This is a genomic window from Streptomyces cadmiisoli (assembly GCF_003261055.1).
GTDB classification, from domain to species: Bacteria; Actinomycetota; Actinomycetes; order Streptomycetales; family Streptomycetaceae; genus Streptomyces; species Streptomyces cadmiisoli.
Window position 1 is genome coordinate 606,016 of sequence record NZ_CP030074.1, and the last position, 12,068, is coordinate 618,083.

General features: G+C 69.8%; 13 protein-coding genes. 6 read left to right on the plus strand and 7 right to left on the minus strand.

Annotation, left to right across the window (positions count from 1 at the left end; all coding sequences use genetic code 11):
* Positions 1 to 5: 5 nt before the first annotated feature.
* Positions 6 to 1,256, minus strand: coding sequence for a GNAT family N-acetyltransferase (locus DN051_RS43290; RefSeq protein ID WP_112443209.1), 1,251 nt, complete (start codon positions 1,254 to 1,256; stop codon positions 6 to 8).
* A 178-nt stretch (positions 1,257 to 1,434) separates the two neighbouring features.
* Entirely contained in the window at positions 1,435 to 2,403 is a 969-nt protein-coding gene (locus DN051_RS43295) for a helix-turn-helix transcriptional regulator (RefSeq protein WP_246041210.1), read from the minus strand.
* A 259-nt stretch (positions 2,404 to 2,662) separates the two neighbouring features.
* Between DN051_RS43295 and DN051_RS43300 the strand changes: the two genes are divergently transcribed.
* Entirely contained in the window at positions 2,663 to 4,057 is a 1,395-nt protein-coding gene (locus tag DN051_RS43300) for an ATP-grasp domain-containing protein (RefSeq protein ID WP_246041211.1), read from the plus strand.
* Positions 4,054 to 5,298, plus strand: coding sequence for an MFS transporter (locus DN051_RS43305; protein ID WP_112443211.1), 1,245 nt, complete (start codon positions 4,054 to 4,056; stop codon positions 5,296 to 5,298). The genes DN051_RS43300 and DN051_RS43305 overlap by 4 nt, the downstream gene beginning before the upstream one ends.
* Before the next feature lie 146 nt (positions 5,299 to 5,444).
* On the opposite strand, the gene DN051_RS43310 is transcribed toward DN051_RS43305, so the two are convergent.
* Positions 5,445 to 5,933: a sensor histidine kinase gene (locus DN051_RS43310; protein WP_246041212.1), complete on the minus strand. Its 489-nt coding sequence runs from the start codon at positions 5,931 to 5,933 to the stop codon at positions 5,445 to 5,447.
* A 161-nt stretch (positions 5,934 to 6,094) separates the two neighbouring features.
* On the opposite strand from DN051_RS43310, the gene DN051_RS43315 reads away from it, so the two are divergent.
* The 3 genes from DN051_RS43315 to DN051_RS43325 all read left to right on the plus strand — a co-directional run bounded on the left by DN051_RS43315 (position 6,095) and on the right by DN051_RS43325 (position 8,396).
* Positions 6,095 to 6,661: a DUF3152 domain-containing protein gene (locus DN051_RS43315; protein WP_112443213.1), complete on the plus strand. Its 567-nt coding sequence runs from the start codon at positions 6,095 to 6,097 to the stop codon at positions 6,659 to 6,661.
* Positions 6,662 to 6,743: 82 nt separating this feature from the next.
* Positions 6,744 to 7,700, plus strand: a complete 957-nt coding sequence (locus DN051_RS43320; protein ID WP_112443214.1) for a phosphatase PAP2 family protein — start codon at positions 6,744 to 6,746, stop codon at positions 7,698 to 7,700.
* A 417-nt stretch (positions 7,701 to 8,117) separates the two neighbouring features.
* The gene (locus DN051_RS43325; RefSeq protein ID WP_112443215.1) at positions 8,118 to 8,396 is read left to right on the plus strand and encodes a hypothetical protein; all 279 of its coding nucleotides are present in this window, start codon (positions 8,118 to 8,120) and stop codon (positions 8,394 to 8,396) included.
* A gap of 140 nt (positions 8,397 to 8,536) precedes the next feature.
* Here the strand turns inward: DN051_RS43325 and DN051_RS43330 are convergent, their stop codons facing one another.
* Positions 8,537 to 9,157, minus strand: a complete 621-nt coding sequence (locus DN051_RS43330) for a VanZ family protein (protein WP_162625200.1) — start codon at positions 9,155 to 9,157, stop codon at positions 8,537 to 8,539.
* 238 nt (positions 9,158 to 9,395) lie between these two features.
* On the opposite strand from DN051_RS43330, the gene DN051_RS43335 reads away from it, so the two are divergent.
* Positions 9,396 to 9,872 (plus strand): hypothetical protein, encoded by a 477-nt coding sequence (locus tag DN051_RS43335; RefSeq protein WP_246041213.1) that lies wholly within the window; start codon positions 9,396 to 9,398, stop codon positions 9,870 to 9,872.
* A gap of 240 nt (positions 9,873 to 10,112) precedes the next feature.
* On the opposite strand, the gene DN051_RS43340 is transcribed toward DN051_RS43335, so the two are convergent.
* The 3 genes from DN051_RS43340 to DN051_RS43350 are packed head-to-tail and all read right to left on the minus strand — an operon-like array spanning position 10,113 to position 11,747.
* Positions 10,113 to 10,964, minus strand: coding sequence for a helix-turn-helix domain-containing protein (locus DN051_RS43340; RefSeq protein ID WP_112443217.1), 852 nt, complete (start codon positions 10,962 to 10,964; stop codon positions 10,113 to 10,115).
* Between the two features lie 23 nt (positions 10,965 to 10,987).
* Positions 10,988 to 11,515, minus strand: a complete 528-nt coding sequence (locus DN051_RS43345) for a DUF6879 family protein (RefSeq protein WP_053757436.1) — start codon at positions 11,513 to 11,515, stop codon at positions 10,988 to 10,990.
* Positions 11,487 to 11,747, minus strand: a complete 261-nt coding sequence (locus DN051_RS43350) for a hypothetical protein (RefSeq protein WP_053757435.1) — start codon at positions 11,745 to 11,747, stop codon at positions 11,487 to 11,489. Before DN051_RS43350 ends, DN051_RS43345 begins: the two co-directional genes overlap by 29 nt.
* Positions 11,748 to 12,068 lie beyond the last annotated feature (321 nt).

Sequence of the window (12,068 nt, forward strand, 5' to 3'; positions counted from 1 at the left end):
GTTGATCAGTACGCGGGGAAAGCCCAGCCGCCGGGGTAGAAGGGTTCGTGGTCGGCGCGGAAAGCGCGGGTGGTGTGGGCCAGCGCGCCGGTCCGTAGTTCCTGGACCCGGCCCGCGGCTGCGAGGGAGGCGAGTGTGGTGCCTCCGAGGTAGGCCGCCGAGAGTTCGGCTGCGGTGAGTTGGAGATCGGCGGGTGCCGTCGTGCGTTCGCACACCACCCTGCTTCCGTCAGCCTGGAGCCGATGGTGTCCGGTGTTCCAGGGGCAGAATTCGTCCCGGACGTTCAGGACCACGTCCAGCGGGGTGGAGTACCGGCGTCCGGCCAGGGCGCGCTCGACGTCGACCAGTCGCCCCCACAGCCGGTCGACCACGGTCGAGTGGAGTGCCCGGGGATCGTTCAGCAGGTACGGCAGTGGCTCGTCCGCAGCCGCCTCGTACTCGATCCACGGCACCAGGTCGATCCCGGCGGCAAAGCGCCACAGCGAGGCGTACGCCCGCCGCGTGACGGCAGCCAGCTCAACGATCCGTACCGTGCTCGTGTCGTTGCCCAGGGCATCCCGCTCGCGCCTGATCCGGTAGAGCGCGTAGCCGGTGGTGTCGCCGGCCGCGTCGCGATGCACGGCGCACCGCAGAGCTGTCGCCCCGCCGCGCGAGTGCGGTGCGTCGTCGAGCCGACTGTCCCAGAAGCGCCGGGCACGGTCGGGCCAGCCTATCGAGGTGGTGCGGACCTGGTCGTAGACCCCTTCGATCACAGGCCGGGCCCTGTCGTGGTCCAAGAGTTCGATGGTTCCGTCGCCGAAGTCGGTTCCGGGCCGGAAGGCCATGGCGCGCTTGTCGCACCGGAGGCGGCTCTGGCGGGTGGCGGGGCCGTAGCCGAAGCGGCCGTAGATGGCGGCCTCGGACGGACGGAGAACAGCGATCGGCTCGCCGCCAGAATCGTGCAGGTCGGTCAGCTGCCGGCGCATCAAGGACGTGAGGATGCCGCGTCGCCGGTGGGTGGGAGCCACACCGACCCAGGTGACACCCGCCACCGGCAGTACGGCGCCCGGCACGGTGAGACAGCGGGTGTAGATCGCCGCGCCTCCCACGGGTGTGTGCCCGTCGAACGCGGCGATCGTCCGGTCCAGTTCGACGGCGGCGCGTTCACGGGTGAGGTCCTCGTCGGACAGGTCATTGCCGTAGGTATCGGCGATCATCCGGGCCCATACGGCGAACTCGCCGTCGGCGACGGGGCGCAGAGGATAGGGATCAGGCACGGCGCCTGTGTAGCGGACATGCAGGTGCGGCGCGATCGAATTTACCCGTGGGGCAAGGGCCCGTGCTCGACGATACCGGGCCCATCTGTCCGGGTTGCCCGCATTTACCTATCGCCAAGTGACACATACGCCGCTGCCCCGGGTGGTGAGGTGACGCAGAGGTGGCCGGTCCCGGCTGTCAATCGGTGCTCTGCCCCGAGGCGGCCGCGTTCAGGAGGCGTTCGGCGAGTGAGCGGGCCGCGTGCTGCAGTTCGGGTGGGCCGGTGATGCGGAACGGTGCCTCGATCGCCGTGAGTTGGTGGGCGTACCAGTCGGGGTCCTCCGTCGAGGCGATCAGGCGGCAGCGGCGCGGGCCGAGCTCCTCCAGACGGCCGACGCGGCGCGGGATCCACCGGGCCGCGGTGGTGGCCGGGGCGTCGATCACGACCTCGACCTCGTACTGCCAGCCCTCGGACATGTGTTCCTCCAGCGTGCGCATGGGGTCCAGGTCCGCGGGCGGCGTGAACGTCTCCGCGCGGACGTCCGCGGCGGTCACCCGGTCGATCCGCAGCAGCCGCCGGGCATCGACGGTGTGCGACCAGCACAGCAGGTACCACCGGCCGTGGTGTACGACGACGGCCCACGGGTCGACGTCCATGACACGGTCGCGGCCCGGACCCGAGCGGTAGCCGAGCCGGAGCCGGCGCGAGGCCGCGCAGGCCTGGACGAGGAGCGCCGTCGTCTCCGGGTTCGGGCTCGCGGCGTCCATGTCCTGCTGCCGGGCCAGGACCCTGCGGACGGCGTCGGCGGGCCCGGCGACCGGCTCGGGGAGCACTCGGATGATCTTCCCGAGCGCGCTGCCCGCAGGGTCTTTCGGGTCGCCCGCCGCGCGGTGGCTTTCGAGGACGGCCATGACCAGCCCCAGCGCCTCGGTGGTGCTGAACATCAGGGGCGGTACCCGGTGCCCGCGCCCGACGCGGTAGCCGCCGTACGGGCCGCGGACCGATTCGACCGGCACCTCGGCCTCGCGCAGGATGCCGACGTACCGGCGCACTGCCCGCTCGGAGACCTCCAGCCGCTGCGCCAGCCGTTGCGCGGTGATGCCGGGGCTGTTCTGGATCAGTTCGAGCGTCAGCAGCGTCCGTGCGGTCGGGCTCGCGTCGTGCACGGGCGGCCTCCTGTCGGCGTGAGAATCCCGGAACGCAGGCCGGGCGGAATTCCGGGACGAGACGAAATTCCAGGTCCCACATTCCGGAAGTACTTCGTCCTGAATGCAGGCTAGCGTCAGCGGTACCTGATCCACCCAGCCGTGCTGCCAGGCACCGCTGCGCCCTGGCTTCCCCCGGGGAAGTGATCGTCGCGCCGTCATGCCGCCATTCCCCACTCCCGGCGAGCCGCCCGGAGGAAGCATGAGAAAGGGATCCACGATGTCCGACGATGTCCTGCCCACCGGCACGCCGCCCTCGTCGGTCGCCACTGGCCGGCCGCCCTCGTCGATCGCCGTGGGCCAACCCTCCCCGTCGGCCGCCACCGGCCCCCAGTCCACGCCGGTCGCCGCCAGCCAACCGTCCATGCCGGTCCCCACCCCACGGCCACGCCTCCTTGTCATCGGCGGCAGCCTCAAACACGTACGCAAAGCGCGAGAGCTCGGACTGGACGTGGTGCACGCGCAGTTCCCGGACGAGTACGACCGCGGTCACTGGCCCCACGTCGATCAGGCGCTGCTGCTCGACTACGGCGACATCGACCGGCTCCTGCCCCTGGTCCGGGCGTTGCACGAGGCGTACCCGTTCCAGGCGGCCGTGTCGCTGTTCGAGCTCGGGCTGCTGTCGGCGGCGCGGGTCAACGAGGCGCTCGGGCTGGCCGGTGAGTCCGTCGCCACCGTGGAACTGCTGCTGGACAAGGGGCGGATGCGCCGGTACCTGGACGCGAGGGGCATCAGTCCGGTGGCCAGTGCGGTCGGCCGTTCCGCGCGGGACGTGCGGGAGTTCGTTCACGCGCACGGGTTCCCGGTCGTCGTCAAGCCGGTCAGCGAGTCGGGCAGTCTCGGGGTGTTCCGCATCCGCGACCCGGCCGACATCGACGTCGTCGCCGAACGATTCCGATCCCTCGACGGGCAACTGGCCGCCAAGGACCTGTCCCGCGCCGATTCCTTCGACGAGTTCCTCATCGAGGAGTTCCTGGACGGCCCGGAGATCAGCGTGGAGACCCTGAGCTTCGACGGCCGCCATGTGGTCGTCGCGGTGACCGACAAGGAGTGCGTCGGGCCCGGCTTCGTGGAGATCGGACACGCACAGCCCAGCGGCTGCTCACCCGAGACACTGCGCGAGGTCACCCAGCTCGTGACGGACTTCCTCGACGCGGTGGGACTGCGCAACGGACCGGGGCACACCGAGGTCAAGCTGACCTCGCGCGGCCCGCGGATCGTCGAGTCGCACAACCGCGTCGGCGGCGACCGCATCAACGAACTGGCCGAGATCGCCTACGGCATCGACATGGAGCGCTACGCCCTGGGCGCCGGGTTCGGCCTGGTGGCACCGCTGACCACCTCGCCCGAGCCGCAGGGCGCGGCAGCCATCCGGTTCCTCACGCCCGAGCCCGGCCGGGTCGTGGAGGTGACCGGCGTGGACGCCGTACGCGCGGACCCGGCCTGCGCCGGTCTCCACCTGGACGTGGAGCCGGGCGACGACGTACCACCGCTGACCTGGAACGAGGACAAGGTCGGTCATGTGATCGCCCGCGGCGCCACCGCCACCGAGGCGATCGCCCACGGCAGGCGGCTGGCCGCGGCGATCCACATACGTACGAAGCCCGTCTCGTGAGCACCGCGCCGCCGCACCCGTCACGTGCCGCCGAGCCGCGATTCCGCGACGCGCTGCGCGGCCTGCCCGGACGGGTGTGGATCGTCAGTCTCGGCATCCTGGTCAACCGGGTCGGCAACTTCCTGCCCGTGTTCATCGTGTTCTACCTGACCGAACGCGGCCATTCCGCCGGTGCCGCGGGGTTCGTACTGGGCGTGTCCGGTCTGGGCAACGTGCTCGGCAACGCCGTCGGCGGCCACCTCGCCGACAAGATCGGCCGACGCTGGACCATCATGCTGTCCGGCGTGACCACCGCCGCCCTGACGGCGGCGGTGCCGTTCCTCGAACCGCTCCCGGTCATCGTCGTGGTGGTCGGACTCATCGGTGTGACCTCGCAGATCTACCGGCCGGCCGCGGCCGCGGTGCTGCTGGACTCGGTGACGAACAACCAGCAACGGCTCGCCGCCTTCGGGGTGTTCCGCTTCGCGATGAACATCGGCGCGGCCCTGGGCGGAGTCATCGGCGGCGTGCTGGCAAGCGCCTCGTACGTGGAGCTGTTCCTGGGCAATGCCGTCGCCTGCCTGCTGTTCGGCGTGGTGGTGGCGGTACTGCTGCGCGACGCGCCCTCAGCCCAGGCCGACGCGGGCGATACGGACACGCAGGCGGACGGGGCCGTGGGCTACCGGCAGGCCTTCGCCGACCGCACCCTGCTGCGCTTCCTGCTGATGACCGTGGTGGCCGAGTTCGTCTACATCCAGTCCACCGTCGGCCTGCCCCTGCACGTCGGCGACGTGGGGCTGACCGAGCGCGACTTCGGTCTCCTCATCGGGCTCAACGGCCTGCTGGTGCTGGTGTTCGAGCTGCCCATCACCGGTGCGGTCTCCCGCTGCCGGCCGCAGTACGTACTGGCCGTCGGCAACCTGCTCATCGGAGTCGGCCTGGCACTGACCGGGTTCATGAGCAGCATGGTCCTGCTGTCGGTGACGGTGCTGATCTGGACACTCGGCGAGATGATGGCCAGCTCCGTGGCCCACGCCTACCTGGGAAGTCTGGCTCCGCCGCGGATGGTCGGGCGCTACCAGGGGCTGTACGGCGCCGCATACACCGCCGGTACGGGCGCCGGACCGCTCATCGGCGGCGCGGTGTACGCGGTCGGCCCATGGGCCCTGTGGACCCTGATCGGCACGGCCGGACTGCTGGCCGCCCGGCTCTGCCTGCCGAGCCGCCGCGCGGCGGCCGCAGCGGACAAGCCGGATTCGTGACCGGGGAGTGGGCAGCCGGCCCACAGCCTCCCGCGGTCCGATCACCCACCCACCCGCCACGGCGGAGGGTGCACCGCGATCATGTGACGGACCGCCTCGGCCCGGGTGAGTTCGGCACGCAGGGGGCGTGAGGCCGGCCCGACGGCCTACCGCGCGCACGGCAGCGTCACGGTCACCGTCAGTCCGCCGCCCGTACGCGGTGCGGCGGCGGCGTCCCCGTGGTGGGTGTGGGCGACGGCCCGGACGATCGACAGCCCCAGGCCGCTGCCGCGTGTGGACCCCACCCGGTCGGTCAGCCGCCGGAACGGTTCGAACAGGACCGGGATCTCGTGCGGGGCGAGGGTGGCGCCGTCGTTGCCGACGCCCACGAAAGCGCCCGCCGCCGTCGTCCCGGTCCGCACGTCGAGCACGCCCTCGTCCAGGTTGTATTTGACGGCGTTGTCGACGAAATTGCCGATCATCTGCTCCAGCAGCAGGGGATCGCCGGTGACCGGAGCCTCGTCCAGGTGCGCCCGGACACGCAGGTTCCTGCGCCGGCACCGCTCGTCCATCTGGTCGAGCACCGAGCAGGCAACCTCCGCCAGGTCGACGGGCAGAAGGTCGGACGTGGCGCTCTCCGCGCGGGCGAGCGTCAACAGCGCGTCGATGAGCCGCTCGTGGCAAGCCGCCCACCGGTGACGGCGCGGACGCGGCGTCCGGAACGCGCGCCCCACCCCCGCCGAGCGCCTCTGCCCCGCCGCGTCCGAAAGCGGACGGCGGCTCGCGCACCGGCGGTCCCGGGCGCGACTCCACCTACCTGGAGCGGGGACCGGGCACCTTCACCTGGGCCGTACCCGCGAGCGGCCGGGCCGGCCGGGGCGGGAAACTCGTCCGCTACGGCGTGAAAGTGGAGGACGGTACAGGGCTTGACGCCGCAACCGTGGCCGCCGAGATCGACCGTGTCCTGCGTGACGATCGGGGCTGGACGCGCCGGGGCGTCGCCTCCTTCCAGCACGTCACCGGACCGCCGTACGACATGGTGCTCCAGATCGTCTCGCCCGCCACCGCCGACGAAATGTGCGGCGCCTGGGGCCTGGACACCGGCGGCGAGCTCAACTGCGCCAACGCCCCGGACCTCGTCGTCAACGTACGCCGCTGGGTCGAGCTCAGCGACCAGTACAAGGGCCGCCCGCACGACTACCGCGCATTGATCATCAACCACGAGGCGGGGCACGTCCTCGGCTACGGCCACCGCGGCTGCCCCGGACCCGGGAAGCCCGCCCCCGCCCTGATGCAGCAGATCAAGGGCCTTGACGGCTGCGTGGCCAACCCCTGGGTGAACGACGACGCGGGCGCGTTCATCGACGGCCCCCGTATCCCCTGAGCCGCGCGCCGCATCCCCTGAGCCGCGCCGCATCGCACAACCCACCCCCCTGCGAACCCCCTCTGAGAAACCGGAGAACCGCATGCTCACCGACGTTCGTGCATCCCTGGCGACGCGCAGGAGGGAAGTCGTCGCGGCGGCCTGCACGGCACTGTTCGCCGCCGTCGTCTACGCGACCGCCGTCCTCACCCCGGCCGGGCAGGAGCTGGAGAACGCCCTGTTCCGCTTGCCGGAATTCCCCACTGACCCCGGCGGCACCCCCATCACGCTCGGCCCGCCCCCGGAAATCACCGACACTCCGACCACTGTGATCCTCCGGTCCGGCCACGCCGCGGCCCTCGGCGGGCTTCTGCTGCTGGTGCCGCTGGCCCGCAGGAAGGTGAGCCTGGCGGTGTGGGGCCTGGTGACGCTGACCGGGTCCGCCGTGACAGCGGGCGTTCTGAAACAGCTCCTGCCCCGCCCGCTGCTCGATCCCTCCGCCCTCGACCTGACGGCGGACAACAGCGCCCCCAGCGGGCACGCGACCATGGCGACCTCTCTGGCGCTTGTGGCCCTGGTCGTGTGCCCGGCGGCCGTGCGGTACATCGCGGCGCCGGCAGCGGTCGCCCTGTCGGCCCTGACCTCCTACTTCGTGCAAGGGGCGGGCTGGCACCGCCCCTCCGACATCGTGACCGCCGCCGCCGTCTCGCTGCTGTGGTGCCACCTCGCCTCGGCGCTGGTACCCGGAGCCGCCGAGGACATCGCCGCCACGCGCACGAAGCGCCCGTGGGCGCTGTCCCTGGGAGTGGCGGCGGCGACCGCCGCCGCCCTGTGGTGGGCTCGGGGCCAGGGCACCGAACTGGACGCCCTGATGGTTGCGGCCGCCGCTGCCCCGTGCGCCGCAGTCGTGGTCCTCACACACCACCGCTACCGGACAGAGGGTCCCCACCCCGTGCCCGTGGCCTCGCCGCAGGTCCATGGTGAGGGCGAGATCACGGCGGTGAGTGCGGAGGGCCGGCTGACGCCCGCCACCGAGGCGCCGTCTTCCGGGCACAGGTGAGGTGACGCGCGCACCGTTGCGGTGAACCGCTGGGTCGTCTTCGAGGGCTGGCACAGGCTGCGGACGACTGGCCGATGAGGAGCAGTGACCCCGCAGCACCGGCCCCGGCTGCCGTGCTGCCACGACGTGTTCGTGCCGCCGACCGATCCTGCATGCGGTCTCACCGAAACGTGCTCCAGCCCTGTCCCTCCGGCTGCTTCAGGTCCCGGGACGGAGGCATCCCAGCAGGTCAGAAGGGCAGGTGTCCCGACTTCCGCGAAGCAACCGGGATCAGCTGGCGAGGGATGTTCCACCGCTGCAAACTCTGCGTACCGGCCACGCAGATCGCCTTCAGGGGCGAACGTGCCGGTGGTCATGGCCGTGCGGCACAAGCCGCTCGAGGCCACATCTGCTCCCTCGCTGAAAGGAACCTTCACCATGCGTGTACGCAACGTGCTGCCCGCTCTCGCCGCCCTCGCCGTCACCGGACTGGGCCTGGTGGGTGCGGCGCCCGCCGTCGCCGCACCCACCGCGGTCCCGGCACAGCCGTCCGTAGCCCAGCAGGCGCTGGGGCACGACGTCTACCGTGGCTGGTACATGAGCAAGGGCGGCTGCGAGGAGGCCGGCAACGCCGGCGTCACGCGCGGGCACTGGGACAACTTCAGCTGCGCCCCCGGACGCGGCGAAATCCTGTGGCACCTGTGGACCAACCGCTGATCGTCCAGCCGAATTTGACGCCTGCCGGTGGTCGGCCGCTGGACGGCAGACCACCGGCAGGCGGTGCGGCCGCCGGACGGCTTGTGCGGCACGGGCGCGATGACGTGCCGCACACCGCCTTCAGTTCGGCAGTTGTGCTGCTACACGGCGATCGTATTGACCCTGGTCGGGCTGTGGGGTTCACGCGCGAGTACGGAGTCGGGCAGTGCGAGGCGCGAGAACACGTCCCGGGGGAAGGAGAGCTTGAGTGTCAACTGGATGAGTGAGTAACCCAGCAGGCAGCCGAGAGCGTTGGTGAGCACGTCATTGACATCGGCGCCGCGATAGTTGTTGAAGAGAACGCACCCGAGAATCTGTGCCACCTCGATCGCCAGGCTGAAGGCCGCCCCGTAGGCGAGGGCCCGGCGCGGGGAGGTGACCTTCCCGGAAACAAAGGGCAGCAAGACACCCAACGGCACTGTCATGATCACGTTGAGTACGGCAGTGGGAACGTCCAGGGTCAGTACAGGAATCCAGTTGATCTGGTTGTACCAGGCCATATCGTCCGCCAACTTTCCATACGCGATCTGAAACGGAAAGAAGGTGACGCCGGCGACTCCTGCAATGTAGGTCGCTGTCACGGTCCGGATGGGGATCGACCGCCATCCCCACTGGGGTCCCGAACCATTGCGGATCGCCCGCAGTACGAGGAAGCCGAAGAACAGAACGACGAGCGGGGTGCATACCGGCAGCGCTTCCAACCGGTAGTTGATGTCGCCCATTATCGTTTTCCTCCTGAGGTGCGCAGCGGGTTGCCGGGCTCGATGCGGCCCGGGAATACATGTGATGGCACTGATGTGAACTGCGTGAACGGAGACGACTATCCCGGAGCGGCACCTACGGCGGGATCCGCCGAAGGGCAGATCTTGCGCCATCCCCTACGACTTTCGGCCGACTGCTCCAACCACGGCCGCAGAGCGTCCGGGAGCGTCTGGAACAGCTTGAGCGGGGCAGCAGACCATGGCAGAGCGCCTGGCTATGCTTCCTGGCGGGTTGGCATCGTGGAGCGTCACAGCTTTCACCAAGGGTGGTGGTGAGGGTGCCTCCATACCGATCACCGTCACGGAGGGGGTGTCGATGGATTTCAGGCAGTTGGATCCGGCTTGTGTGAAACGGATTCTCGAACGAGAAGTAAGCCTGCGCGACCTAAGATATATCGCTCAAGTCGAAGTCGATCCGGCGGCGCTGGAGCATTGTTGGGGCAGCCCGGAAGTCGTGTCCGACTATCTCGCCGAGTGGGTCTGCTTCGCCTTTTCGCCTGGCGAGGGACAGGCGTTCTTTCTGCAGCGCGAGGTGCATCATCCTCCCGCCCCCGGCTTCATTCTGAGCGTGACCAGGGGGCTGTTCTTCACCGAGGCAGCTGAATTGATCGTGAGGGCATTGGGGATTGCGGGGGCGCGGGTGGTCCGTATGACCGAAGAGGCCTGGCCTGGGTGATCGCCGATGCAGTAACCACAACAGCCGCAACGTGATCACCCCAGGACCAGCCTGTACTGACTGCGGCACCAAGGCAGGGCGGCTGACACATGCGCCAGGCGGTCTTGTGCGGCGCGGCGAAATGTTTGGCGGGACGCAAGGAGTAACTGTCGTTGTTGATACAGACGCCGCCATGGGCAGTAGCCCAACCCACAGGGCCTGGCAGCGCTCGCACTGTCCGTGCCAAACAGTCCGCTGAGGTCAGTGCAGCGCCTCGATGGCCCTCACGATCAGCGCGCGGGCGTTGGCCCCGTAGACAGCCATGCCGCGCAGTTGCTCGAACGACCTGACGTACAGCGCGATATCGGACGGCTGGGTGACCTGCACGCGGGCCGCCAGCAGCTCGACCGACACGAGGGTGTCGTCGTAGATGTGGAACAGTTCCTGTGGCCATAGGGAGCGCTCAGTCGTGGCACTGGGGATGACACCGAGCGACACCTGCGGCAGGGCGCCGGCGGTGAGGAGGTAGCCGAGCTGGGCGGCCATGTCGTCCTGGTCGCCGAGCCGGTAGTAGAGCACTGGTTCCTCGATGACCATGGCGAATCGGCGGCCCGGTTCATGGATGATCCGCGACCGTTCGAGCCGGGCGGCAACCGCTTCGGCGACGTCGTCGGGGATGTCGCGGAAACGGGTGATCGAGGTCATGAGGCCACGCGCGTAGCCTTCGGTCTGGAGCAGGCCGGGAACCATGGTGGGCGAGTAGATCCGGAACAGCTTCGTCGCTCTGAACAGCGGCACGTAGCTGTGCTGAAGCTGCTTCAGGCCGGTGCGGACCTTGCGCTGCCATTCGATGTACATGGATTCGGCGGTACGCGACTGGGCGATGATGTCCCCGGCCTGGCCTGCGGCGCCACAGGCCTCGCACCAGCGGCGGATGTCGTCGGCGGAGGGCGGGGTGCGGGCGCCTTCGATGCGGTAGGTCTTCGGATGGGACCAGCCGCAGCGTGCAGCCAGTTCTGCTCCGGTGATCCCTGCCTCGGCACGGAGCTCTCTCAGGCGCACGGCGACGGCTTCGCGGGCGGCCTGGGCCGATGAGGACGGGGAGATCGGCATGAGCTGGACTGGCCGCCTTCTCGTCAGGTGATCTGGTAGGTGTCGTGCGGGACGGCGCGTTCCCACACGGCCTCGAATGCTTCGCCGCACAGCTTTGCTGCGGCAGAGTTCGTGCTGACCTCGCCGCCCGCTGAGGCGCCCTCACCGGTGAAGTGGTTCCACCGGATCAGCCGGTCGTCGATCAGCCAGAAGTCGTTGCCCGGCAGCGCGATGTCGGAGGCTCGCCGGCGGGGCAGCCACCGTACCTGCTCGCCCGCGGCGACGTTGGTGAAGGTGCCGTCGTACAGGAACCGGGTGTAGTCGCTGACCGGTTCCGACACGATCCGGGCGCGGCGCACCACGACGCCGCGGCCGACCGTCTCCTGAATGAGGTCGAGCCACGGGCGCCACCAGGAGGCGCGGTCGGCCGGGTCGCGTCGGACACCTGCGCGCCAGTCCGCGAACGGGCCCTTCTCGTAGTCGACCGCGTAGCTGTCCCGCATCTCCAGGTGAACGGCCGAGCGGGATGCCGACGCGAGGAGCTCAGGGAACGTCGGGACGTTCAAGGACATCGCACGCCTCCCTGATCATCGGCACCATCCTGGCGGGGATACGGATCACGGCCTCGTGGTCCGGGATGCCGGCCGCGTGCCCAGGCGCTTCGAACGCGGAACAGGCCGCTTCGAGTTCAGGCCCTGGCTTCCAGCCCTGGAATACGAGTTCGCCCTTCTCCTGGTCGATCCACACGGTGGGACTCTCTCCGTCCCCGGTGTTCGGATCGATTCCGATGAACTGTAGATCCACGACCGCCTCCGGCTCTCATCGTGTTCAGAGATGTACACCACCGTCGAGCGCCCGCCTGTCCTGGTCAAGGTCGCAAACAGGTCACGTGCACATCGGTGCACATTCCTGGCGACGGCAATGTTCACGCTCCTAGCGTCGAGAACACGAAGAAGCCCGGCGGTCGTGCGACCGGCCCCGGGAACGGCCAACGCGCAGATCTGTGAGGGAGCGCCGACATGGCAGAGGGCACGCGCCGCCGAACGACCCCGACCCCGGCCCCTGTTCATCTCCTCGACCCCACGCGCCCGCCGCGGCCGGCACCCGGCTGCGACGTCTGCGCGG